This is a genomic window from Lysinibacillus sp. NPDC096418, assembly GCF_044762775.1.
Taxonomy (GTDB): Bacteria; Bacillota; Bacilli; order Bacillales_A; family Planococcaceae; genus Lysinibacillus.
Map to the genome: position 1 here is coordinate 22,528 of NZ_JBIWEY010000024.1, position 24,858 is coordinate 47,385.

Consider the following 24,858-nt stretch of genomic DNA (forward strand, 5'->3'; position numbering starts at 1 on the left):
GGTTTGTTACATGTATCTTATATATCAGCGTGGCTATTCATAAATAAAAACAATCTAAAACTAAAGTATTGACAGTTACAGTGACTCTATGTTAAATTTATTTCGAATTAAAGATACTTTAATTCGAAATAATTAGAAATGAATGTTATTGATGATTGATATGATTTGAAATATAACCTAAAAACATAAAGATAATAAAATTTTTTTAAATAGATATCTCGAATTCGAGATATCTTAATTAACAGGAGGAAATAATAATGAAAAAACAAACAGCGGGTATTCACCATATTACAGCAATTGTAGGGCATCCACAGGAAAATATTGATTTTTATGCAGGCGTATTGGGTTTGCGTTTAGTTAAACAAACAGTTAACTTCGATGATCCTGGCACTTACCATCTCTATTTTGGCAATGCGGCAGGTAAGCCAGGCACAATTATTACATTTTTCCCTTGGGCAGATGCCTATAAAGGAAAAATTGGAGATGGACAAGTTGGCGTGACAACGTACGTAGTCCCATCTGGTGCATTGGATTTTTGGATTAATCGTCTTGCAACACTTGCGATTCCATTTAAAAAAGCAGAACGTTTTGGAGAACAAGTGATTCAATTTGATGATCCGCATGGCTTACATTTAGAGTTAGTTGAACGAGCGGAAGGTGAACAAAATGACTGGACATTTGGTGGGGTAACGCCAGAAGTCGCAATAAAAGGATTCGGCGGTGCAACACTATACTCAAGTAGACCAGAAGAAACTGCCAAAACATTAACAGATGTAATGGGACTTGAATTGGTTGGAACTGAAGGTGATTATACACGCTATAAAGCACCGGCTTCTATCGGTAATATAATCGATTTAAAAATGGTCACTGGTGTTCGTGGCTCAATAGGTGTCGGCACAGTTCACCATATTGCTTGGCGTGCAAAAGATGATACAGATCATCTTGAATGGCAACAACATGCAATGAATCTTGGACAACATGTAACTGAAATGAAAGACCGTAATTATTTTAACGCACTGTACTTCCGTGAATCAGGCGAAATACTTTTTGAAATTGCAACAGATCCGCCAGGGTTTGCCCATGATGAAACTACTGAAACAATGGGAACTCAGTTGATGTTACCTGTACAGTATGAACAATACCGTGAGCAATTAGTTAATTCCCTTATTCCAATTCAAGTGCGTACAATCGACTAATAAGGGGGATGAAGAATTTGATTTCGATTGATCCGAAACGAAATAGTGAGCGGGATAATTATAAACTTCTAATTGGTGCTATAATTCCTAGACCTATAGCCTTTGTTACTACTGAATCTGAAGATGGTATTGTAAACGGTGCACCATTTAGCTATTTCAATATTGTGTCATCAAACCCACCAATGGTTTCACTTGCTGTCCAAAGGCCTGATGAACAACTAAAAGATACTGCTCGAAATATTTATCGAAGTTCGCAATTTGTAGTGCATATTGTGGATGAAGAGAATGTTGCGAAAATCAATGAAACCGCAGCCTCATTACCTGCAACTGAAAGTGAAATCGAGTTGGCGAATCTAACGCTTGTACAAAGTGAAAATGTATCTGTGCCGGGAGTAAAGGAAGCGAAAGTTCGAATGGAATGTAAACTTGTCAAAGCTATTCCACTAGGGGGAGAAGGATCTGGTAGTGATTTGTTTATTGGAGAAGTTGTACGGTTTCATGTGGATGAAGCAATTTATCAAGATGGACGAATCGACCCTCGAGGGTTAAATGCGGTTAGTCGCTTAGCAGGTTCTGATTATGCGACAATTGGTGATATTTTTTCCATTGAAAGACCTAAGTAGTAATCTCAATATTTGAAAAGTACGTTAAAGCCCCATTTATGATAGAAGAGGTAATTATTAAAATTAACCTTTTTGAAAGGAAAGAATGATATTATGCAACATATTTTTAAACAGGGAACAAATAACGAAAAACCAGTTCTGTTACTTTTACATGGTACTGGTGGTAACGAACATGACTTATTGTCTTTGGCAGATATTGTAGATCCAAATGCATCTGTACTAAGCGTACGCGGTAATGTATTAGAAAATGGAATGCCTCGTTTCTTTAAACGTTTAGCTGAAGGTATATTCGATGAGGAGGATTTAATATTTCAGACAAATGAGCTTAATGCGTTTTTAGATAAGGCTGCTGTAGAATATAAGTTTGACCGTCAAAACATCCTAGCTATTGGTTATTCAAACGGTGCCAATATTGCGGCCAGTCTGTTATTTCATTTTGAAGATGCACTAAAAGGTGCAATTTTACATCATCCTATGGTGCCAAGGCGCGGTATTACACTCCCCAATTTAACGGGTATCCATGTATTTATCGCGGCAGGAATGAATGATCCGATTTGTCCGCAACAAGAATCTCTTGAACTACTACAACTATTAGCAGATGCAAGTGCATCGGTTGGTGTTCAATGGGTAAGTACTGGACATCAGCTCACAATAGTAGAAGTGGAAGCTGCTAAACAGTGGTATGAACAGATTTATTCTTAAAAAAAGTGCTCCCCGTTTATAAAACAGAGCTCAAAATAGCATTTATCCAACCAGTTGTCGGTATTGAACCGGTGACTGGTTGTTTAGTTTTTTATAAGAGGTTATAACTAATTTTCTAGAGGAAGAGCCTTAGAGTAGTATAGAGACTGTTAGTGATGAGCCGTTATATGAGCAATTATTAGAGGAGTTCCCTTTGTGGTTGCAGGAGGGAAAAGAAAAACCAATTATGTAGGCTGTGCTACTTTCGTGTTATCGTTTAATATCAAAGTCTATTTATATCTTTATAGAACATAAGAAAGAGGAGACGATATTATTCGTCTCCTCTTTGAATGCGTCTTATTTTAAAGGACCGCCTTGTTTAATGATTGCTTCAGAAACGTTTGAGAATTTCTTGAAGTTATCGTTGAAAAGATTAGCAAGTTCAGCTGCTTTTACATCATATGCTGCTTTATCTGCCCATGCATCACGAGGGTTAAGTACTTCAGTTGGAACACCTTCAACAGCAGTTGGGATATGTAATCCGAATACAGCGTCTTGGATTGTTTCAACGTTGTTTAGTTTACCGTCGATTGCAGCACGTATCATTGTACGAGTGTAAGAAAGCTTCATACGTGAACCTACGCCGTATTCGCCACCAGTCCAACCTGTGTTAACTAGGAATACTTGTGCGCCATGCTCGTCAATCTTGTTACCTAACATTTCAGCGTAAACTGTTGCTGGAAGTGGTAGGAACGGAGAACCGAAGCATGTAGAGAATACTGGTTCAGGCTCTGTAACACCACGTTCAGTACCAGCGAGTTTTGAAGTGAAACCGCTTAGGAAGTGATACATTGCTTGCTCTTTTGTTAATTTACTGATTGGAGGTAATACGCCATAGGCATCGGCTGTTAAGAAGACGATTGTTTTTGGGTGACCTGCAACAGATGGTGTTACGATGTTTTCGATGTAATCGATAGGATAAGCAACACGTGTGTTTTCAGTTAATGAACCGTCATCGTAGTCACATACTCGAGAGTCCGGATCAACCACAACGTTCTCTAATACAGAACCGAAACGGATAGCATGGTAAATTTCAGGCTCTTTTTCTTCAGAAAGATTGATAGTTTTTGCGTAGCAACCGCCTTCGATATTGAATACGCCGTTATCAGACCAACCGTGTTCATCGTCACCGATTAATTTGCGGTCAGCATCTGCTGATAACGTAGTTTTACCAGTACCAGATAATCCGAAGAATAATGCTACATCGCCAGCTTCACCAACGTTTGCTGAACAGTGCATCGAAAGGATGCCCTGTTGTGGTAACAAGTAGTTCATGATACCAAAAATCGATTTTTTCATTTCGCCAGCATACTCAGTACCACCAATTAAGATGATTTTCTTTTCAAGAGACACGATAATGAATGTTTCAGAAGCTGTACCATCGACAGCAGGGTCTGCTTTGAAGTTAGGAGCTGAAACGATTGTGAAGTCTGCAACGTGAGATGCTAATTCTTCTTCAGTTGGACGGATAAATAATTGATGAACGAAAAGATTGTGCCAAGCGTATTCGTTGATCACTTGGATACTTAATTGTGAATCTTTATCAGCGCCTGCAAAGCCTTTGAAAACGAAAAGTTCATCTTTTTCTTTTAAGTAGTTTAATACTTTTACATATAAGTTATCAAATACTTCAGATGAAATCGGTAGGTTTACATTACCCCAATCAATTTGTTCTTTTGATTCTGCTTCTTCTACCGTATATTTATCTTTAGGTGAACGACCAGTGTATTTACCAGTTTCTGCGCGAAGTGCGCCATCTACTGTTAACAATGCTTCACCGCGAGATGTAGCTTTTTCTACAAGTTGTGGTACTGAAAGTTGAACTTTAATGTTCCCGCCGCTTAATAATTCCTTCAGTTCGTTAGCGATTTCTACTGAATTCATCGATTAAATACCATCCTTTTTTATAGTATTCCCTGAGTCAGGGAGATTTTCTTATTTTCAAAAATAGTATAACACAATTGCCTAAATAATCTATACTAATTCGAAAATTTATTTTTGCGAATTTCTTACAATTAGCATAAACGTCATAAAATATTTGACATAAGCGGCTGTTTTAAGTAACATGTGGAATTGAACGGATACTCTTATCCCGAGCTGGTGGAGGGTCAGGCCCTATGAAACCCGGCAACCTGCATAACCAATTTCACGGTATGCGCTGGTGCCAACCTGATGCAGGGGAATTTCCCTTGAACGATAAGAGTGAAAGGTTACGAAATGTCAAATCCTTTCCTCATGTAAAAGCGTGAGTTGAGGATTTTTTTGTTTGTAAAAATAACTACCGTAGTAACGATATTTATTTTCTTCCTTATTATAAGTAAGGATAAGCCTTTCGAAATCCTCGTGTTAAAAGCAGCAGCTGCCTTTTTGTGCGAAAGTGAAACGTCAGCAACAACGGCTTGAAGTTCAATCCTTTAGGAGCGAACTTGACATGGGTAATGAGTACCGTATTAATTTCGCGAGCACTATTCGCAAGAGTAATAGGAGGAAACCAAATGACAAACCGTCGATTGTTTACATCAGAGAGTGTAACGGAAGGACATCCAGATAAAATTTGCGACCAAATTTCGGATGCAATTTTAGATGCAATTTTAGAAGCAGATCCAAATGCACGTGTAGCGTGTGAAACTACTGTAACAACAGGTTTAGTATTAGTAGCAGGAGAAATCACTACTTCTACGTATGTAGATATTAAAGGAATCGTACGCGATACTGTAGCAGAGATTGGCTACACTCGTGGGAAGTATGGCTTTGATGCTGAAAACCTAGCAGTACTAGTGGCAATCGGTGAGCAATCTGCAGATATTGCACAAGGTGTTGACCAAGCATTAGAAGCACGCGAAGGAACAATGACAGAAGAAGACATCGAAGCGATTGGTGCAGGAGATCAGGGATTAATGTTTGGTTATGCATGTAACGAAACGCCTGAGCTTATGCCACTACCAATCAGCTTAGCACATAAATTAGCTCGCCGTCTTACAGAAGTACGTAAATCTGGCGAATTAGCATACTTACGTCCGGATGGTAAAACACAAGTAACAATTGAATACGATGAAAATAACCAACCAGTACGTGTGGATACAATTGTTATTTCAACACAACATGATGAAGAAGTGACGCTTGAACAAATTCAGGCAGATTTAAAAGCGGTAGTAATTGGACCTGTTGTACCAGGTGAATTACTTGATGCGAATACAAAATACTTCATCAATCCAACTGGTCGTTTTGTAATCGGAGGACCTAAAGGTGATGCAGGTCTGACAGGGCGTAAAATCATCGTAGATACTTATGGTGGTTATGCACGTCATGGTGGTGGTGCATTCTCTGGTAAGGACGCGACAAAGGTTGACCGTTCAGCAGCGTATGCAGCACGTTACGTGGCGAAAAATATCGTAGCAGCGGGTCTTGCGGAACGTGCAGAAGTACAACTTGCTTATGCAATCGGTGTAGCACAGCCTGTGTCAATCGCTGTTGATACATTCGGTACAGGAAAAGTAAATGAAAGCCAAATCGTAGAATGGATTCGCGAATACTTCGACTTACGCCCAGCAGGTATTATTAAAATGCTTGATCTACGTCGTCCAATTTACAAACAAACAGCAGCATATGGTCATTTCGGTCGTATTGACTTAGATGTACCATGGGAAAAAACGGACAAAGCTGACGCATTAAGAGCTAAAGCTGGTCTGTAATGAATAAAGGGGAACTAAGAAAAGAAATTATCTTAGTTCCCCTTTAATCTATTTTTGCAGTGATTTATAGTATTGTCCTTTTTCAGCGTATTCACGAACAATGCGCTCCATATCTTCTTTATCTTCGGCATTTAATTCACGTACGACTTTTGCTGGGCGTCCTAGAGCCAAGCTATTAGGAGGAATTACTTTTCCCGGAGGTACGAGACTACCTGCACCGATAAAAGCACCTTCGCCAATTTCAGCCCCGTCTAAAATAATGGAACCCATGCCAATCAATGCATTTTGACGAATCGTACAACTATGTAGGGTTACTTGATGACCAACTGTTACTTCATCCTCTATAATGAGTGGATATTTAGGGCTTTGATGTAAGCAACATAGGTCTTGAATACTCACTCGTTTACCGATAATAGTAGGAGATACATCTCCTCGAATAACTGTATTAAACCAAATTGTTGTTTCGGCTCCAATTGTGACGTCGCCCGTTACTGTCGCATAGTCTGCGATAAAGACCGATGGATGAATATGGGGGTTTTTATCTTTAAAAGGATAGATCATATTAAGGGCCTCTTTTCTTTTACGTGATGTGATATTATCGTATCAAATACGCAAGTTATTGGAAAGGTGAAAATCGAATATGCCAAAGTGGAAGAGTATCTGATGCTTTGATTAATAAAAAAATATTGGATACAGGTTTTTCATTACGTTAATGCGATAGATTGATTTACAATAAAAGTGTAGCTGGGACATGCTGCATCTATTTATTTGTGTTAGATAGATACACGAATGTAAGGGTAATTTTGGTAGTATTTGAGGATTATTTAGGTAAATCCTCGAATAATGTTAAAAATCATGATATTCGTTATAATAATTGTGTAATTAAGTTTCAGGAGGAGTAAATTAAATGTGGAAATGGGAAGCTGATGGACAAGCCAAGGCAGTAGTTGCCATTCTTCATGGTGCTTATGAAAATCACCGCTGGTATGCGTGGCTTATAGAAAAACTTAGAATAGAAGGCTTCCACGTAGTAATGGGGGATTTACCAAATCACGGGACAAAAGCGCAGTTTTCACGTGCACATGATGAGGATTTTAAAGAATATTATAAATATACAAGACAGCTTATTGAGAATGCTTTTTCGTATGAGTTACCTGTTTTTATAATTGGGCATGGATTAGGTGCAACACTAGCACTACGTATGATGCACAAAAAAAAGTATGAGTGTGCAGGAATTATTTTAAGTTCACCTTGGTTGCAATTAAAATTACAACCCGGTAAATTATCAAATGCATTAACGACTATTAGCGCACTAACTGCAAATGTAAAGATGACCCATGAAATTGATTTGGGTAAATTAACGCGTAGTGTTGAAGGTATAGAAGAAATGAAAGATGAATTTCCCTTTATGACAGTTGTTTCCGTTAAATGGTATCGAGAACTTCAAATGTTGATAAAAAATTTAATCATTTTACAAAAGGGTGAATTCCCAAATAAGCCTATGCTTGTAATGACTGGCGAAAGAGATGTTATTACTGATGTAAGAATGGCTCGTCACTGGCTTTTTCAGCAGGATATAACGGAAATTCAATATAAGGAATGGCCAAAGAGTTATCATAATTTATTTCACGAGGTAGAGCGTGAAGAAATTTTTATTTATATGAGAGATTTTATGAATAATGTACTTCGATCGGTAGGCTATATTATTAAATAATTCATCCCCCTCCCTATTTAGCAATCATTTTTCAAGATAGTTTTAATCTGAAAATGATATTGAAATTTTCTGAAAAAAGTAATACGATAATCTCTTAATCAAAAAATATGTATAGGGAGGGGTAAGATGGAGAGTTTTGTAAAGGTATTAAATGATATTTTATGGGGGCCGTGGTTAGTTTACGGAATTCTAATTGTCGGTGTATTATTTACAGTTATGACGAGGTTTGTACAAGTCAGACTTGTAAAAGATAGTATTGTTCTAATGATAAAAGGCGAGAAATCTGAAGAAGGGGTATCTTCATTTGAAGCGTTATCAATGGCTTTAGCAGGTCGTGTAGGTACCGGAAATATTGTTGGTACGGCATCTGCTATTGCGTTTGGTGGACCTGGTGCAATTTTTTGGATGTGGGTGACGGCTTTTATAGGTGCTTCGACAGCTTTTGTAGAGTCGACATTAGCACAAATCTACAAAGAAAAACGTGGCGGTGTATACCGAGGTGGGCCAGCTTACTATATTGAAAAAGGTACAGGAAAAAAATGGTTTGGTATGATGTTTGCCGTTGCTGCACTTTTAGCAACGGGTATTTTAATGCCAGGGGTTCAATCCAACGCAATCTCATCTGCTGTTGAAAATGCATTTGGAATTGAAACGAGAGTAACAGGCGTAGCGATCGTATTGTTACTAGCATTCATTATCATTGGTGGTGTTAAACGTATTGCGAGTGCCGCGACATTATTAGTACCATTCATGGCAATTGCGTATATTTTGTTAGCTGTAGTCGTGATTTTTATGAATATTTCAGATGTTCCTGCAGTGTTTAGTATGATCATCCGAAGTGCATTTGGTGCTGATGCGGTATTTGGAGGTTTAATTGGTTCTGCTATTGCTTGGGGTGTAAAACGAGCGATTTACTCAAATGAAGCAGGACAAGGTAATGGTGCTCACCCAGCAGCAGCAGCAGAAGTGTCTCATCCTGCCAAACAAGGATTAGTACAATCATTCTCTGTTTATATTGATACATTATTCGTATGCTCAGCAACAGCGTTAATGATTCTATTTATGGGTACATACAATGTGCAAGAGGGAAGCTCAACAGGGGCGCTTATTGAAGAGAACGTACCAAATATGACGTACTCTGACTTCACACAAGGTGCTGTAAACGCAGCATTCCCATCATTAAATAATTTTGGTTCAGCTTTCGTTGCAATCGCATTATTCTTCTTTGCTTTTACAACTATTATGTCATATTACTATATAGCAGAAACGAATGCGTCATATTTATTTAGGGGTAGTAATGAGAAATTAGCCATTTGGGTTGTGAAAATTATTGTAATCGCCGCAACATACTATGGGACAGTGCGTACATCTGACCTTGCTTGGGCATTCGGTGACGTAGGTCTTGGTCTGATGGTTTGGGTTAATATTCTTGGTATGTTGTTCTTGATAAAGCCAGCCATGCTCGCCTTAAAAGATTATGAGCATCAGAAAAAAGAGGGGAAAGACCCTGTCTTCGATCCTCGTAAACTAGGCATTAAAGATGCAGACTTCTGGATTGACTACAATGAAAAACGGAAAAATAAATAGTAAAAAAGGGGCTGGGACAAGCCTCAAATAATGAAAAAAGTGAAATTGAGTGTGCTCAATTTCACTTTTTTCTATTCAGAAGAGGTTTTTGTCCCAGCCTCTTATATTTTGTTAATAGCCTTAGAAGGATAAATAGTATTCGTTGCTTATTTAGGAAAATCGACAAGTCCCTCTAATAATGTGGACAAAAATAATGGCGAAAAATGCTGCATCTATCGCTAGAGGCTACAGAAAAAGTTATTTAAAAATAGATTCTCTAATAAAAATATGACCTAAAGGATTATGCTCTCTAGCATTCGCTTTCCTCAGGCACAGAGTAGGCCGCAACCCTCGTTACGCGTGGCTTGTTGCGTCTTACGTCTCGTGCGCGCTCCTGTCGCTACGTTTCACTTACGCTTTCGTTGTAAATAATGTTCCTGCTGGATTCTCACGCCTCTGTTGCTTTGCTTTCGCGCGGAAGACATTCGCTGCCGCGTAAAATCCTTGCATAGTAAAATAATGCCCATGCAAAAATACTATAAAAATAATCTTAGTTTAGAGCTTTTCAGTACCCTCCTATCGCTAACGAGTATCTTTTTATGCCTCCTATTTCAAATCACATTAGAAACTCCAACTTGATTTTGAAGGACCGCTGTTAGTTCAAAACATCAGATATTATGAGCGATTCGATTTTTTCCTTCCCCTCGTTTCATAAGTAAAAATCTTCCACTCTGACTAACATCGGAATCTACTTGAACGTCTATCCAATATTATACAAGTAATTAACCTATACCACTTTATACTGGAGATACAGGTATTCTGTTTGCTGCGAAATCCTTCATCGGTTTAAAGCCAAACTTAGGATGAAAATCCAAATATGAAGTGCAACGAGCATAAATATATATATTTAGAAAAATTTGACTTTATGGATACATCTGTGATACTTTTTATATAACAGATGTGTTTTAGCTGTGAAAAAAATGCAATTTGGAGGTGATGTTTTTTATTTATACTGCTGAACAAGGAGATACTTTTGTTCGAAATAAGAGCAATGAAATCGATCACTTATCTAAGGAGGCAATTCTTTTATGAAAAATAAACTATCTGGGGTGTTAGCCGCTACATTAGCGTTAACGATGAGCTTACCAACAGGGGCGATGGCGTTTTCTGGAAGTCAGACTACGGTTGTAGCTAGCCAAGAAGTAGCTAGCCAAGAACTGAAGAAGATTGCGGCAGAGAAGGCTGCGCTACTCACGGAGTCGTATGCAACGACTAGCGTGCAGTATGCGCTAATTGATAATGGCAAACTTGTTTTGTCGGATCAGACAGGCAAGAACGATATGAAAGGGAAACAGCCGCTGACCAAAGATACCCTATACGGGATTGGTTCAGTCAGTAAAATGTATGCAGCGGCGGCTGTGATGAAATTGGTTGACGAAGGAAAAGTTGATTTGGATGCTCCTGTCGTCGACTATGTTCCTGATTTCAAGATGAAAGACGAGCGTTATAAACGCATTACGCCACGTATGCTGTTGAATCACTCATCAGGCTTGCAAGGTACTATGTATGGTAATTCATTTTTATTTAAAGATAATGATACATATGCCCATGATACCTTGTTGCAGCAATTGTCCAATCAAAGCTTGAAGGCGGATCCTGGTGCGTTCTCGGTATATTGCAATGACGGCTTTACGTTAGCCGAGATTATGGTGGAAAGAGTCAGCGGTATGAGCTTTACCGAATTTATACATCAACAGTTTACAGAACCTTTAAAGTTAAATCATACGAAAACGCCGCAGGACAAATGGGAAGATGATAAGCGGGCTGGACTTTATTTTCCGATGTACCAAGGACAGCTTCCCGCTGAATCGGTGAATATTATCGGGACGGGAGGGATCTCTTCCACAGCAGAAGATATGGTGCGATTCTCACAATTATTTATGGGACAGGGAAAAGGGATCCTCTCCGATAAGGCAGTCAAAGCGATGGAGCAGGAGGAATATAAAAAAGGAATGTGGCCGGGGGATGGAGATAATATTTTCAACTATGGTCTTGGCTGGGATAGTGTGAAACTATATCCATTCAGTGAATATGGAATAAAGGGCTTGGTTAAGGGCGGAGATACGTTTTTACAACATGCTTCACTGGTCGTGCTACCGGAACAGAAGATGGCAGTGGCTGTCTTGTCATCTGGCGGCAGCAGCTCTACAAATCAATTGCTGGCAACTGAATTGCTACTTGCCGCGCTCAAAGAGAAGGGCACAATTAAGGACATTAAGCCGAACAGATCCTTTGACAAGCCGGTCAAGGCCAAGATGCCTCAAGACGTAGCGAAGAAAGCGGGTTTTTACGGTAATAGTTCAAGTCATTTCAAAATAGAAATTACGAAGAATGGAGAACTGTTCTTATCATCTAATCCAGAAGAAAAATATGTATATACTGCGAATGGAAGCTTTATTAATGAGACAGGTACCTCCAAGCTCAACTTCGTCACAGAGAAGAATAGACGAACATATTTGAGGGAGAGCACATTTATATCGATGCCTGGCTTAGGGCAAGTAGCGATGAATCACTATGGAGCAGAGAAACTAGAAGACAACGTGCTATCGAAAGAAACCACTGCCGCTTGGGCAAAGCGGGAAGGCGTCAAGTTCTATCTTGTAAACGAGAAATATAGTTCTGCTCAATATCTCGTACCAGTGTTGCTTACAACACAAATTAATCGCAATGATGGTCTAGAGGGCTATTGGAACGGCAGAAAAATTACAGGCCCAAACACGGCTGCGCATCAGCTCCAGATCCCCGGGTTGACAGGCCGTGATACGACGGAATCTCGTTTCTATACAGAAGGCGGAAATGAATATATGGAGATGTCCGGATTTTTATACGTAAGTGGAACCAACGTAAAACCGCTTGATGCAAGCCCAGCATCTAAAGTTACGCTACAAGCAAATGGTCATGCGAGATGGTTTACAATCCCGCAAGCGGTAACAGGGAAAACGATGACCGTAGCGTTGCCATCGAAGAGTTCGTTCGCGGTGTATGATGAGAAGGGTGTATGTATCAATTTTACCGTTGTGAGCGGCAATAACAAAGTAAAACTGCCAAAGAACGGAACGGTTGTATTTGCTGGCGCGCCGAACTCGGAATTTGCAGTCAAGTTGAACTAACTACAATTTAAGATGAACTTCAATAAAACCAGTACGACACCGAAAAGGTGTTTTGCTGGTTTTGTTTGTATTTACGGATTATTCCCACTAAATAATCATGGTATATGATTTGGTTCCCAAAAATTAGTTTAGTTGTTGGATTATTAAACTTCAATTTCACTTAAATGGAAATAAGTATTATACCTATCGTGGATTATATCTAGGCGATCAAAAAGTAATTCATTATTTGCTTGAAGAAGGGGTAACAATAGATTCATTAGCTCTTGGAGCAAATATCTATATGAAAGATAGTCCAGTTATGCCAGTTTTCTTCTTAATAAAGTGAAAAAGGAAAAAGTAAACGGCGGAAAAGCACCGCCCTTTACTTTTTTTATTTAAAAAGACCTGGATTCACTGTTATTAAAGTAATCACATAAAGCATAGTACGCAAACCCTTTTCTGTCTTCTAATTAGTAGGGAAGCCTTTTACTTTCTCTAATGCGATGATAAAGGGAGGGTCATTTTGTTGATTTAAAAATTCATAGCGCAATACATGTACGAATTTTTGAGGCAATGTAGAGACATAGTCGATGACAGCATCGCGCTCTTCTTTTCCACCTTCATGTCCGTGATAAATGACGAGTACAATGATGCCACCTACTTTTAATAGGTCGAGCAATGCTTGAATGGCCTGTATTGTTGTGTTTGGCTTTGTAATAATATCGTGATCACTACCAGGTAAGTAGCCAAGATTGAAAATAGCGGCGGCGACTGGCTTTTGTACATGTTTGGCAACTTGTTCATGCCCCGTATGGAGGACAAGTGCACGGTGCTCTAACCCATTATCTAGTAGGCGATGTAAGGTAGCATCGACTGCTGATTTTTGTACATCAAATGCGTATACTTGTCCATTATCTCCAACAAGCTGTGCGAGAAATAATGTATCATGACCGTTACCAGCTGTCGCATCAACGACTGTATCGCCTTCTTCTACTGAGTCTTTTAGAAGTTGCTGCGCATACTGTAAAACTCGTTGTAGTTTCATTTTGGTACCTCAGCATTGTAAAGTTTCCCTTGCCAGCTGCCTCGTTTTTCAAGTTCAGCATCAATGCCATTTAAAACTTCCCACTTGTTGACACTCCACATTGGTCCGATCATTAAGTCGATTGGCCCGTCACCAGTTATACGGTGAATAACCATCTCTGGAGGTAAAATTTCTAATTGATCAGCTACTAATTTCGTATAGACGTCTTGGTCTAAAAATTCAAGCATGCCCTTTTCGTATTGCTTCACCATAGGCGTACCTTTTAATAGATGAAGTAAGTGAATTTTAATGCCTTGAACATCTAGTTTTGCTACTTCGCGAGCTGTTTCCATCATCATGTCATAATCCTCAAGAGGAAGCCCATTAATAATGTGTGAACATACACGAATCCCGTGTTTACGCAGTTTTTCCACACCTTCTACATACGTTGCATAGTCATGTGCACGGTTTATTAAGTTAGCTGTTTTTTCGTGTACAGTTTGTAAGCCAAGCTCTACCCATAAATATGTGCGTTCGTTCAACTCTGCTAAGTATTCCACCACATCATCTGGTAGGCAGTCTGGGCGTGTGGCAATCGATAAACCGACCACACCTTCTTGTGCTAATGCTGCTTCGAATTTTTCTTTAAGGACAGGAAGTGGGGCGTGAGTATTGGTATAGGCTTGGAAGTACGCCATATACTTACCATCTTTCCATTTTTGATGCATTTTATCGCGGATTTCAGCAAATTGGACGTCGATCGGGTCAACTTTATTCCCTGCGAAATCCCCTGAACCAGCAGCACTACAAAACGTACAGCCCCCGAAGGCGACTGTGCCGTCACGATTCGGGCAGTCAAAGCCTGCATCAAGTGCTACTTTAAATACTTTATGGCCGAACTGATCGCGTAAATAGCGATTCCATGTATAATATCTTTTCCCTTCAGAAGGAAAAGGAAAGTTTGTTTCTGTCATGTGTTTCACTCCTCTAACGGTATATTTTATCATGCGTGGTGCGTTCCGTCATGGGATAATAATTACTACTAACAATGAGTACATTTTGAAACAGTTATTTCCATTCTATTAAAGTAAAAGAGCCTTCCCCTATGGCACTCGCTTTTTGTAGTCACATCGTAAACCACAACCTTATCTACGCCCCATATAAGTGCTATCTAGCCGTGTGGAAATAGTAGTAACTATTTAAAGGACTATAAAAGATTGGTGAAATTATTTTCTTGTCTATTTTCGGAATTCGGAATAAACTAACTATTTAGAGCGTCGAAACAATGGAGGTCTGAAAATGCCAAAAAGTGTTTGGTTTTTAATTATAGGGATGCTCGTAAATACGACGGGCAACTCCTTTTTATGGCCTTTGAATGCCATCTATATGCATGACTACTTAGGAAAAACGCTTGCAATGGCTGGCTTTGTTTTAATGTTAAATTCAGCAGCGGGGGTTTTAGGTAATTTACTAGGTGGATTTTTATTCGATAAAATTGGTGGTTATAAAGCGATTATGCTTGGTATTTTTCTTACAGTAGTATCTTTAATTGGACTAACACAATGGCACGAGTGGCCGCATTATGTGTGGTTATTAACATTGCTCGGTTTTAGTGGGGGAATAGTCTTTCCAAGCATGTTTGCACTGGCAGGTACTGCATGGCCTGAAGGTGGCCGGAAAGCATTTAATGCCATTTATTTAGCCCAAAACGTAGGTGTTGCTGTAGGTCCGGCGTTGGCTGGTATTGTCGCTGAAAAAGGTTTCGATAATGTGTTTGAGGTGAATCTATGGATGTATGTATTGTTCTTCTTTATTGCATTACTTACATTTAAACGTTTTGAAACAGATAGTGTAGTACCTAAAAATGTGGTCAGTGAACGGAAACGAATTACAAATAAGGCTTCATTGTATGCATTATTAATCATTAGTTCATCATCTGTTCTATGCTGGATTGCCTATTCACAATGGAGTGCGACGATTTCTTCTTATACGCAAGACCTAGGCTTGAGCTTAAAACAGTATAGTCTACTTTGGACAATTAATGGATTACTCATTGTAGCGGCACAACCATTAATTGCACCACTCGTGAAACGTTGGGAAAATAATTTAAAACGCCAATTAGTATTCGGTGTTGTAATAATTGCAATTTCATTTGGTATTGTAGCATTTGCAAGTGATTTTAAAATGTTTGCAGCTGCGATGGTCGTCCTAACGTTTGGTGAAATGTTCTACACACCTGCGTTACCGACCATTGCAAATCAGCTTGCGCCAAAAGGTCGTCAAGGCTTTTATCAAGGGATCCTTAATAGTGCAACAACAGTTGGTCGGATGATTGGACCATTATTTGGTGGTATTATGGTCGATCAGTTTGGTATGATGGCGCTCATGTCGATTTTAGTTATCATTGTAGTTATTGCGGTTATTCCGTGTCTTGTATACGATCGTCCTCTTGTTAAAAGAAGTAAGAGTACTACAGTACTAGAGTAAGAAAAGTTTGCGAAATGAAAAAAGTTACATAAAAGGAGAAATAAGGTTGCTTAAGCAGCTTTATTTCTCCTTTTATTATAAATTCTCTTGAAATCTTCTCCCTTTCCACTTACAATCATACATATTCAAATATTTGAATATATAAGAGTAACAATTATGCTTTTTTCCGGCAGAAAATGAGAAAACAAAAGTAATGAATTAGAAGTGGGGGATTAGTATGGAAGAAGGATTACAAAGTTTCAAGGCGGATTTTTTTAAAGCATTGGCACATCCGTTACGAATAAGAATCCTTGAATTGTTAGTAGATGGTGAAAAAAGTGTAAATGAAATTCAAAATTGCCTGGAGATAGAAGGTTCTGCAGTTTCACAGCAATTGAGTGTATTACGCGCAAAAAATATTGTGTATGGTACGAAAGATGGAAAGCGCGTTTATTATTCTTTACGTGATCCGATGATTATAGAATTGCTTGATGTAGCGAAAAGGATTTTTAACAATCATTTAATTAATACGATTTCAATATTAGAAGAAATGACCATTAGTGAAAGGGAAGATGAGATGTAATGATGATCGAACTTACTGATAGATAGAATCGTATTATGATTCAATTTATTCCCTCTTTAAGAAGGACCTTAAAATCTGTATAGGAATTACTATAACTGTACTAGATTCGATTGGAAATTAAATTTCGAAAGGAAGAATTATTATGAAATCACTGTTTACGGGACGTTTTCGGGGGTATTCAGTTGGTCATTTTAAAAAGGATTTATTGTCTGGAACCATCGTCGGCATTGTGGCAATTCCACTTGCCATGTCATTTGCGATTGCTTCGGGAGTGAAACCAGAGTATGGCATATATACCGCATGTATTGCTGGTATCCTTATTTCGTTACTCGGTGGTTCCAAATATCAAATAGGCGGACCAACAGGTGCATTTGTCCCTGTGCTGTTAGGTATTGTACTGACATACGGCTATGAAAGTCTGCTAATCGCAGGGCTCATGGCGGGGATTCTACTATGTTTAATGGGGATTTTTAAATTAGGGTCACTTATTAAATTTATCCCTCGTCCTGTCACAGTAGGCTTTACTGCTGGTATTGCGGTTATCATTTTTACGGGGCAAATTGCGAATTTCCTTGGTTTGACGAATATTGAACAACATGAATATTTCATTGCAAACATTAAAGAGTTAGCTAAACAGATTGGTACTACTAATTTTTACAGTATTTTAATAGCACTTCTAAGTTTAGTAATCATCCTATTAACGCCAAAAGTATTGCCTAAAGTACCAGGAGCTTTAGCAGGGATCGTTGTTTCTACGATAGTTGCAACCGTATTTTTCTCTGGGCAAGTAGCGACAATAGCCACGGCATATGGCAGTATTCCAAATACATTGCCACAATTTTCAATACCTGAAATTACGTTTGAACGTATTCAGCAATTAATTGGGCCAGCATTTGTCATTGCAATGCTAGGGGGGATTGAATCCCTTTTATCCGCAGTTGTGGCAGATGGAATGACAAACAGTAAGCACAACAGTAATCGAGAGCTTGTTGGACAAGGAATTGCTAATATTGTTACGCCTTTATTTGGCGGAATTCCTGCAACTGGGGCGATTGCTCGTACAGCGACAAATATTAAGACTGGTGCAACATCACCTATGTCAGGTATTATCCATGGTATCTTTGTATTAATAACAGTGCTATTGTTAGCGCCTTATGCATCACATATTCCATTGGCAAGTATGGCACCGGTATTAATGGTTGTTGCATGGAATATGAGTGAACAAAAGCATTTCGCACATATTTTAAAAATGAAATCAGGAGATTCACTGGTTTTAGTGGTTACTTTCTTACTTACTGTTTTTACAAGTCTGACTTTGGCTGTGGAAGTAGGACTAGTATTAGCGGTTATTCTTTTTGCTAAACGTATGAGTGAAATGCTTGTTGTGTCAAAGGTACTTCCAGACCATACGAAAAAAAGTGGTAAAGTACTTCCTCATGTTGTCAATCAAACGCATGATTGCCCGCAAATTAGTATTTATACAATAGAAGGGCCACTATTTTTTGGTGCTGCTCAAACATTTGAGCAATCGATATTAGATTCAATACATTATCACCCTAGAGTATTAATTTTACGTATGGGGAAAGTACCTTTTATGGATTCGACAGGGGAATCTTACTTTAGTAATATTGTACAAAATTTTAAAAAGCGCGGCGGCACAGTGTTAGTCACAGGTGTACAGCCTGAGTTAAAAGTAATGATCGAACAAAGTGGCTTAGTAGCTGAAATTGGTGTTGAGAATTTCTATAGCCAAACAGGTGAAGCCATAGACGCTGCATTAACATATTTAAATACTAATAAATGTTTAGGCTGCAAACACTTCGCTTTCAGAGAATGTACAACGCTGTCTGTGCAGGAAGAAAAAATGAATAAGATCGTGTGTAAATAGCGGATTTCTTTTTGTACTTGTGCTTTTTGAAACTATCTATTAGAATAAATGCAATACATGTAATGACAATGATGAGGAATAGTAGATTTGCCTTTCTTTTTAGAGAGCTAGCGGTTGGTGGAAGCTAGTAAGAGAACAAATCGAACTCGCCTACTGAGTCAGCAAACGTAAATTAAGTTTGTCGTTTATTTCCGCGTTAAGGAAAATTGAGCCGAGTGTGATCACTAATTTGGGTGGTACCGCGGGAGATGCGTATTCTCTCGTCCCTTTTATACAAAAAAGGGGCGAGTTTTTTTATTTTTTAAATATTTTGTCAATTCTAAAGGTGAGCAACATCGCACATATAAAGGAGGAAATATTTTGAGTTTCAATCATCAACAAATCGAAAAAAAATGGCAGCAGGTCTGGGCTGACAATAAGACATTCAAAACTGAAAATGAAACAGACAAACCGAAATTTTATGCATTAGATATGTTCCCGTATCCATCGGGTGCTGGTCTTCATGTAGGACACCCAGAAGGATATACTGCGACGGATATTCTTTCACGCTTCAAACGTATGCAAGGCTATAATGTTCTTCATCCGATGGGGTGGGATGCATTTGGTTTACCTGCAGAGCAATATGCACTTGATACAGGAAATGACCCAGCGGAATTCACTGCGAAAAATATTGCAACGTTCAAACGTCAAATTCAAGAACTAGGCTTTTCATATGACTGGGATCGTGAAATTAATACGACAGACCCAGAATATTATAAATGGACACAGTGGATCTTCATCCAACTTTATAACAAAGGTTTAGCATACGTGGATGAAGTGGCTGTAAACTGGTGCCCTGCACTTGGTACAGTACTTGCTAATGAAGAAATAATTGACGGTAAATCTGAGCGTGGTGGTCACCCAGTTGAACGCCGTCCGATGAAACAATGGATGCTTAAGATTACTGCTTATGCAGATCGTTTAATCGACGACCTAGAGGAAGTTGATTGGCCAGAGTCTATTAAAGATATGCAACGCAACTGGATTGGACGTTCTGAAGGTGCTGAAGTAACATTTGATATTGAAGGTACTGATAAAAACTTCACAGTATTCACAACGCGTCCAGATACATTATTTGGTGCGACTTATGCGGTACTTGCGCCAGAACATAAATTAGTAGCTCAAATTACAACTGCTGATCAAAAAGAAGCGGTTGAAGCGTACTTAGATAAAGTAAAACTTAAATCTGATCTTGAGCGTACAGATTTAGCGAAAGAAAAAACAGGTGTCTTCACGGGGGCTTATGCAGTAAACCCTGTAAATGGCGAAAAAATGCCAATCTGGATTGCAGATTATGTACTTGCTACTTATGGTACAGGTGCGATTATGGCGGTACCTGCTCATGACGAGCGTGACTATGAATTTGCCAAAGAATTCGGCCTAGAGATCAAAGCTGTGCTTGAAGGCGGAGATATCGAAAACGAAGCATTTACTGGCGATGGCAAGCACATCAATTCTGGTTTCCTTGATGGACTTGGTAAAGATGAGGCAATTGCAAAAGCAATCGCATGGTTAGAAGAAAAAGGTGTCGGCGAGAAGAAAATTTCTTATCGTTTACGTGACTGGTTATTCTCTCGTCAACGTTACTGGGGTGAACCAATTCCAATGATTCATTGGGAAGATGGCACAATCACGCCAGTTCCAGAAACTGAATTACCATTAATGCTTCCTAAAACAGATAACATTCGACCATCTGGTACAGGTGAATCACCACTTGCGAACATTACTGAATGGGTAAATGTTGTAGATCCAGAAACAGGCATGAAAGGTCGTCGCGAAACGAATACAATGCCACAATGGGCTGGTTCTAGCTGGTACTTCCTACGCTATATTGATCCAACAAATACGGAAGCTATTGCTGATCCAGAATTACTAAAACGCTGGTTACCAGTTGATATTTATATTGGTGGGGCAGAACATGCGGTACTTCACTTACTATACGCACGCTTCTGGCATAAAGTATTGTACGATTTAGGTGTGGTTCACACGAAAGAGCCATTCCAAAAATTATTCAACCAAGGGATGATTCTTGGTGAGGGTAATGAAAAAATGTCTAAATCAAAAGGTAACGTAGTAAATCCTGATGAAATCGTTGCTTCACACGGCGCTGATACACTTCGTCTATATGAAATGTTCATGGGTCCGCTAGAAGCTTCAGTTGCATGGTCTACAAATGGCTTAGATGGTGCTCGTCGTTTCTTAGATCGTATTTGGCGTTTATTTGTCAACGAAGAAGAAGGGACAATCGCAGCAAAAGTCCAATCTTCTGATGATAAAACATTAGAAAAATCATATCACCAAACTGTGAAAAAAGTGACAGAAGACTACGAAGGCATTCGCTTCAATACAGCTATTTCACAAATGATGGTATTCATTAATGATTGCTACAAAGCAGATGTTATTCCAACAGCATACGCGGAAGGCTTTGTGAAAATGCTTGCGCCAATTGCACCACACGTGGCTGAAGAGCTATGGCAACTACTGGGTCATGAAGGGACAATTTCTTACCAAGAATGGCCAACTTACGATGAGTCAAAATTAGTAGATGATGAAGTAGAGGTAGCTGTACAAGTAGCAGGTAAAGTACGTGCAAAAGTAACAGTTTCTAAAGATGCTTCTAAGGAAGAATTAGAAAAAGTAGCATTAGCTGACGAAAAAGTACAAGAGCATATGGCTGGCAAGGAACTTGTAAAAGTTATTGTTATTCCAGGTAAACTTGTAAACATCGTTGTAAAATAATAATTGTTCAGCCGGGAGAGCACTGCTTTCCCGGTTTTTTTATAGGAGGATAAGTATGTATTATATTGAGGTTCCGAAAAAGTTAACGCCAGCAGAACAAAAGATGATGATTGAGCTAGAACAAGATGCATTTTCTAGTATAGGCGCTGTTGATGAGCAAACCCTAGTGCCAATCGCTCGCTACGGCAAAATGATTTGGTATAGAGCTGAGGGGGATGTACGCCCAATTGCAGTAGCAGAAATCATGCGTAGCTATGAAAACCCTGAAACGGCGTATATTTTTGGCTATTATGTACGTTCTGACTGGCAGGGCAAGGGAACAGGAAGACAGTTTTTACAAGAGGTAATAGCGTTACTACGTAAGGACGGCTTTTCAAACGTAACGCTTACAGTGAATGTTGAGAACCAGGCAGCTATCGTTTTGTATGAGCGCTGTGGGTTTGTGATAAAGGAAACTAGATCAGATGAATTTGGTTTCGGTGAAAATCGATACTGTATGATGCTAGAGTTAAAGGTAAAATAGAAAGCTAGGTTGCTAAACGATAATAATCTACTCGTTTAGCAATTTTTTTATGAAAATGAAACTATACATATTATTTTTCCGACTATAGTGTAATGGAAGTGGGGTGTTTATTTGAGTGAGCACTTGTCAGCAATTATGGAAGAGCACGGCGAGTATTGTTTACGTGTCGCATATTTGTATGTGAAGGACTGGGCAATTGCCGAAGAAATCGTGCAAGATGTATTTCTAGCTTATTATCGACAACAAGATCGCTTTGAACAAAGGTCTTCATTGAAAACATATTTAGTGAAAATTACGGTTCATAAAAGTCATGACTACTTACGTAGCTGGAAGAATAAACGCCATGTTTTATTCGAAAAATTACATATCGGTGTAAGCAAGAGAACGATTGAAACAGAACTTATTGAAGGTGAAGAACGCACGGTATTGAAGAATGCATTGTTCATGCTGCCGGTAATGTATCGCGAAGTGTTGATATTGCATTATTATAGAGACCTTAAAATCCGAGAGATTGCAGACATTTTAAGTTGTTCAGAAAACACGGTGAAAACGAGATTGCGACGAGCAAGGACATTATTGAAGAATCAGCTTGAACAAAGTGACTGGGAGGTGCTAATAGATGACACCTTTTAAAGAAAAGTTAAATAAAGAGCTTGGGGAGTCTTCTTACTTTACAAAAGAATTACAGGCAACTATTTTACAAAAGGCACAGCAGCCACCGAAAAAGAAACGACATTGGCAATATCCAGTTGTTCTTGCTTCGATGTCTGCGATAGTCTTGTTTTTCATAATTACCGGACCGTGGATCACGATAAATCCTTCTAAGCAGGCAACGCTTAATGAAATTGCCCGAATGGAGACTGTGAAGCAATTTGGGATTGCTTGGAATTGGGAAGATGATTCTTTTAAGGCTGGGAGAGTAGGCTGGATATTTGATCAAGAGGGATTTCAACATGGTCAGGAAACTGAGCTATTGGAGCAGGTTTTACACCATGCTGAGTTGAGTGAAAAGGATACGCGATATAGCCCTTTTCGAGATGTGTGGGTACAGTTTGAAGATGGACAAATAGCAAAATTAAAAATGCAAAGTAAGAATGAGCAGCTTGCATTTATTGATATAAACACAGACTTATTTTACAAAGTAGATGATGTGGTAGCAGGTGAGTTTCTAGTATTTTTCAATTCCTTTGAGCAAGACGACTTGCTTTCAAACTGGATTTTTATTTTTCTCCTGGGTTTATTGTTGTTAAGATGGATTGTTGAAATAGTTGTACGAAAAATATTTAATATTCAAAAAGGACCGAAGTATATCTCCCGAGGTCACCAGCTTGCCACGATAATTTGCAGCGTCATTTATGGATTAATTGTAATTGTTTTTATAATAAAAGGGTGGTTAATATATTATAGTGTGATTTTAGGCATATTTATTATGGTAGCCTTTTCAAATATCGCGATTGATTTTTATTATGGGCGCGAGGAGAAAAGGCATTATGTAACGATTGCTACTGCAATTTTTGTGGGGATTTCTCTTATCATCCTCATTTTGTTATTAAAGATGTAATCTAAAGTATGGATGAAGGTCCCCGTAAAGTTCATGTTGATCTTCTACAATGATGTATGTAAAGAAACTAGAAGTCGATGAAAAAGAGATGTCTCGCTTTTTAGCGGACATCTCTTTTATATGCTCGACGGTCATAGTGTTGAATGAAATCTATTTTTCTCATGCTTGTTTTCGTAAAGTACGATTTAAAAATAGTATATAAATTATTGGTAGAGTGGCTGCGATACTAACGATGCCTGACCAATGGAATAAAGTCCAAATCGGACTAAGCATCGTGCTGCCGAAAGCCACACCAATATAATAAGAAACGAGATACAGACTTGAGGCACTCCCTTTTTGATACGTTGCTGTACGACTAACGGTTGCGGATGTTAGAGAATGTGCAGAAAAGAACCCTAAACAGGCAATACATAAGCCTACAATAACGATGAAAAGCGAGTCACTTAAAGTGCAAAGAATCCCGATTACTAATAAAAACACCCCTATTGTTCGTACAATGTGAATCCCTATTTTCCCTGCAAGTGCACTGGCGATTGGTGAACCAATAATGCCCAAGCTGTATGTTAAAAAAATGAACGAAATTGTTTTTAATGAAAGAGAAAAAGGTGGTTCTGTTAAATGATACGGAATAAACGACCACATACCTGTAAACGATACTTGTAAAATGATGCCGAGCCCAAATAGTTTCAACAAGACTGGGTTATTTAAATGGAACCAAAAACCTTGCATATCTTTTCGTATTGTTCGATCATTTACTGCAAAGTTACGTGATTTTGGAAGCAGTAGCCATACGATAGCAAAGATAATTGTACCTAATATTGCAAGGGCAAAGAACGCGGTCTCCCAAGAAAATCGTTCAGTTACATAGCCCATTACGAGACGTCCAATTGTTCCGCCAAGAGCGTTACAGGAAATATAGAGTGAAGTCGCTATCCCCATCGATTTGTGATCAATTTCCTCACTAATGTAGGCAAGTGCCGCAGCTGGAACACCAGCAATGGCGAAGCCCTGAATAAATCGCAAAACAACAATGATGAAAAATGAATCTGTTAAAGGCATGAATAGAAAAGGAAGTACAGTCAGGATGATTGAGAATCTAATAAAAACTAATCGTCCGTGTCGGTCTGATAAAAATCCTAAAACAATTAAACCAAAAATAACAGACAATGTTGTCATGGACATTGACATACTAGCATACGAAACAGATATTTGAAACTGCTCTGTAAAGAAGGGTAGGAGTGGTTGCATCGAATACATCGCAGCAAATACGAATACAGATGCAAGACCTAGACTCGTGACAATTACCCAAAACTGTATGTCTTTTATGGAATACCCTTGTTTAAATGTGTCCATA

Annotated in this window: 19 protein-coding genes, 1 riboswitch and 1 other annotated feature; of the genes, 14 read left to right on the forward strand and 5 right to left on the reverse strand. The window is 38.8% G+C overall.

What is annotated here, in order from left to right:
- Positions 1-257: 257 nt before the first annotated feature.
- The 3 genes from ACIQZG_RS16475 (at position 258) to ACIQZG_RS16485 (ending at position 2,521) form a co-directional block, all read left to right on the forward strand.
- Positions 258-1,196 carry a ring-cleaving dioxygenase gene (locus ACIQZG_RS16475; protein ID WP_402756571.1) on the forward strand — a complete coding sequence of 313 codons (939 nt, stop codon included), beginning with the start codon at positions 258-260 and terminating at the stop codon, positions 1,194-1,196.
- 17 nt (positions 1,197-1,213) lie between these two features.
- Positions 1,214-1,819 carry a flavin reductase family protein gene (locus ACIQZG_RS16480; protein ID WP_402756613.1) on the forward strand — a complete coding sequence of 202 codons (606 nt, stop codon included), beginning with the start codon at positions 1,214-1,216 and terminating at the stop codon, positions 1,817-1,819.
- A 90-nt stretch (positions 1,820-1,909) separates the two neighbouring features.
- On the forward strand, positions 1,910-2,521 hold the full coding sequence (locus tag ACIQZG_RS16485) for an alpha/beta hydrolase (RefSeq protein ID WP_402756614.1): 612 nt from the start codon (positions 1,910-1,912) through the stop codon (positions 2,519-2,521).
- Between the two features lie 336 nt (positions 2,522-2,857).
- On the opposite strand, the gene pckA is transcribed toward ACIQZG_RS16485, so the two are convergent.
- Positions 2,858-4,444, reverse strand: a complete 1,587-nt coding sequence (gene pckA, locus ACIQZG_RS16490; protein ID WP_402756572.1) for a phosphoenolpyruvate carboxykinase (ATP) — start codon at positions 4,442-4,444, stop codon at positions 2,858-2,860.
- 200 nt (positions 4,445-4,644) lie between these two features.
- A riboswitch (SAM riboswitch) is annotated at positions 4,645-4,763 on the forward strand.
- A gap of 292 nt (positions 4,764-5,055) precedes the next feature.
- Between pckA and metK the strand changes: the two genes are divergently transcribed.
- A complete protein-coding gene (gene metK, locus ACIQZG_RS16495) occupies positions 5,056-6,252 on the forward strand; it encodes a methionine adenosyltransferase (protein ID WP_402756573.1) in 1,197 nt (398 codons plus the stop codon).
- A gap of 48 nt (positions 6,253-6,300) precedes the next feature.
- On the opposite strand, the gene ACIQZG_RS16500 is transcribed toward metK, so the two are convergent.
- Positions 6,301-6,813, reverse strand: a complete 513-nt coding sequence (locus ACIQZG_RS16500; RefSeq protein ID WP_402756574.1) for a gamma carbonic anhydrase — start codon at positions 6,811-6,813, stop codon at positions 6,301-6,303.
- Positions 6,814-7,159: 346 nt separating this feature from the next.
- On the opposite strand from ACIQZG_RS16500, the gene ACIQZG_RS16505 reads away from it, so the two are divergent.
- From ACIQZG_RS16505 to ACIQZG_RS16515, 3 genes are all read left to right on the forward strand, one after another.
- Positions 7,160-7,966: an alpha/beta hydrolase gene (locus ACIQZG_RS16505; protein WP_402756575.1), complete on the forward strand. Its 807-nt coding sequence runs from the start codon at positions 7,160-7,162 to the stop codon at positions 7,964-7,966.
- Positions 7,967-8,092: 126 nt separating this feature from the next.
- Positions 8,093-9,553, forward strand: a complete 1,461-nt coding sequence (locus ACIQZG_RS16510; RefSeq protein WP_402756576.1) for an alanine/glycine:cation symporter family protein — start codon at positions 8,093-8,095, stop codon at positions 9,551-9,553.
- Positions 9,554-10,620: 1,067 nt separating this feature from the next.
- A complete protein-coding gene (locus tag ACIQZG_RS16515; protein ID WP_402756577.1) occupies positions 10,621-12,702 on the forward strand; it encodes a serine hydrolase domain-containing protein in 2,082 nt (693 codons plus the stop codon).
- A 445-nt stretch (positions 12,703-13,147) separates the two neighbouring features.
- Here the strand turns inward: ACIQZG_RS16515 and mnmM are convergent, their stop codons facing one another.
- Both mnmM and mnmL read right to left on the reverse strand, forming a co-directional pair.
- Complete coding sequence (mnmM, locus tag ACIQZG_RS16520; protein ID WP_402756578.1) at positions 13,148-13,726, reverse strand: tRNA 5-(aminomethyl)-2-thiouridylate-methyltransferase MnmM; 579 nt, start codon at positions 13,724-13,726, stop codon at positions 13,148-13,150.
- The gene (mnmL, locus tag ACIQZG_RS16525; protein ID WP_402756579.1) at positions 13,723-14,679 is read right to left on the reverse strand and encodes a tRNA modification radical SAM protein MnmL/YtqA; all 957 of its coding nucleotides are present in this window, start codon (positions 14,677-14,679) and stop codon (positions 13,723-13,725) included. Before mnmL ends, mnmM begins: the two co-directional genes overlap by 4 nt.
- 325 nt (positions 14,680-15,004) lie before the next feature.
- On the opposite strand from mnmL, the gene ACIQZG_RS16530 reads away from it, so the two are divergent.
- The 7 genes from ACIQZG_RS16530 to ACIQZG_RS16560 all read left to right on the forward strand — a co-directional run bounded on the left by ACIQZG_RS16530 (position 15,005) and on the right by ACIQZG_RS16560 (position 23,504).
- Positions 15,005-16,192: an MDR family MFS transporter gene (locus ACIQZG_RS16530; protein ID WP_402756580.1), complete on the forward strand. Its 1,188-nt coding sequence runs from the start codon at positions 15,005-15,007 to the stop codon at positions 16,190-16,192.
- A gap of 217 nt (positions 16,193-16,409) precedes the next feature.
- Complete coding sequence (locus ACIQZG_RS16535) at positions 16,410-16,754, forward strand: ArsR/SmtB family transcription factor (RefSeq protein WP_402756581.1); 345 nt, start codon at positions 16,410-16,412, stop codon at positions 16,752-16,754.
- 142 nt (positions 16,755-16,896) lie between these two features.
- Positions 16,897-18,642, forward strand: coding sequence for a SulP family inorganic anion transporter (locus tag ACIQZG_RS16540; protein ID WP_402756582.1), 1,746 nt, complete (start codon positions 16,897-16,899; stop codon positions 18,640-18,642).
- A 59-nt stretch (positions 18,643-18,701) separates the two neighbouring features.
- Positions 18,702-18,913 (forward strand) — a binding site (T-box leader).
- A gap of 89 nt (positions 18,914-19,002) precedes the next feature.
- On the forward strand, positions 19,003-21,420 hold the full coding sequence (leuS, locus tag ACIQZG_RS16545) for a leucine--tRNA ligase (protein ID WP_402756583.1): 2,418 nt from the start codon (positions 19,003-19,005) through the stop codon (positions 21,418-21,420).
- Between the two features lie 55 nt (positions 21,421-21,475).
- Entirely contained in the window at positions 21,476-21,943 is a 468-nt protein-coding gene (locus ACIQZG_RS16550) for a GNAT family N-acetyltransferase (protein WP_402756584.1), read from the forward strand.
- A 111-nt stretch (positions 21,944-22,054) separates the two neighbouring features.
- A complete protein-coding gene (locus tag ACIQZG_RS16555; protein ID WP_402756585.1) occupies positions 22,055-22,576 on the forward strand; it encodes a sigma-70 family RNA polymerase sigma factor in 522 nt (173 codons plus the stop codon).
- A complete protein-coding gene (locus ACIQZG_RS16560; RefSeq protein ID WP_402756586.1) occupies positions 22,563-23,504 on the forward strand; it encodes a hypothetical protein in 942 nt (313 codons plus the stop codon). The genes ACIQZG_RS16555 and ACIQZG_RS16560 overlap by 14 nt, the downstream gene beginning before the upstream one ends.
- Before the next feature lie 159 nt (positions 23,505-23,663).
- Here the strand turns inward: ACIQZG_RS16560 and ACIQZG_RS16565 are convergent, their stop codons facing one another.
- Positions 23,664-24,857, reverse strand: a complete 1,194-nt coding sequence (locus ACIQZG_RS16565; RefSeq protein ID WP_402756587.1) for an MFS transporter — start codon at positions 24,855-24,857, stop codon at positions 23,664-23,666.
- Between the last annotated feature and the right edge of the window lies 1 nt (position 24,858).

Coding starts and splice junctions, on each gene's coding strand:
- ACIQZG_RS16560 (WP_402756586.1), top strand. CDS start 22,563: ATGACACCTTTTAAAGAAAAGTTAAATAAAGAGCTTGGGGAGTCTTCT.
- mnmL (WP_402756579.1), bottom strand. CDS start 14,679: ATGACAGAAACAAACTTTCCTTTTCCTTCTGAAGGGAAAAGATATTAT.
- ACIQZG_RS16530 (WP_402756580.1), top strand. CDS start 15,005: ATGCCAAAAAGTGTTTGGTTTTTAATTATAGGGATGCTCGTAAATACG.
- mnmM (WP_402756578.1), bottom strand. CDS start 13,726: ATGAAACTACAACGAGTTTTACAGTATGCGCAGCAACTTCTAAAAGAC.
- ACIQZG_RS16535 (WP_402756581.1), top strand. CDS start 16,410: ATGGAAGAAGGATTACAAAGTTTCAAGGCGGATTTTTTTAAAGCATTG.
- ACIQZG_RS16500 (WP_402756574.1), bottom strand. CDS start 6,813: ATGATCTATCCTTTTAAAGATAAAAACCCCCATATTCATCCATCGGTC.
- ACIQZG_RS16540 (WP_402756582.1), top strand. CDS start 16,897: ATGAAATCACTGTTTACGGGACGTTTTCGGGGGTATTCAGTTGGTCAT.
- pckA (WP_402756572.1), bottom strand. CDS start 4,444: ATGAATTCAGTAGAAATCGCTAACGAACTGAAGGAATTATTAAGCGGC.
- metK (WP_402756573.1), top strand. CDS start 5,056: ATGACAAACCGTCGATTGTTTACATCAGAGAGTGTAACGGAAGGACAT.
- ACIQZG_RS16475 (WP_402756571.1), top strand. CDS start 258: ATGAAAAAACAAACAGCGGGTATTCACCATATTACAGCAATTGTAGGG.
- ACIQZG_RS16565 (WP_402756587.1), bottom strand. CDS start 24,857: ATGGACACATTTAAACAAGGGTATTCCATAAAAGACATACAGTTTTGG.
- ACIQZG_RS16510 (WP_402756576.1), top strand. CDS start 8,093: ATGGAGAGTTTTGTAAAGGTATTAAATGATATTTTATGGGGGCCGTGG.
- ACIQZG_RS16505 (WP_402756575.1), top strand. CDS start 7,160: ATGTGGAAATGGGAAGCTGATGGACAAGCCAAGGCAGTAGTTGCCATT.
- ACIQZG_RS16515 (WP_402756577.1), top strand. CDS start 10,621: ATGAAAAATAAACTATCTGGGGTGTTAGCCGCTACATTAGCGTTAACG.
- ACIQZG_RS16550 (WP_402756584.1), top strand. CDS start 21,476: ATGTATTATATTGAGGTTCCGAAAAAGTTAACGCCAGCAGAACAAAAG.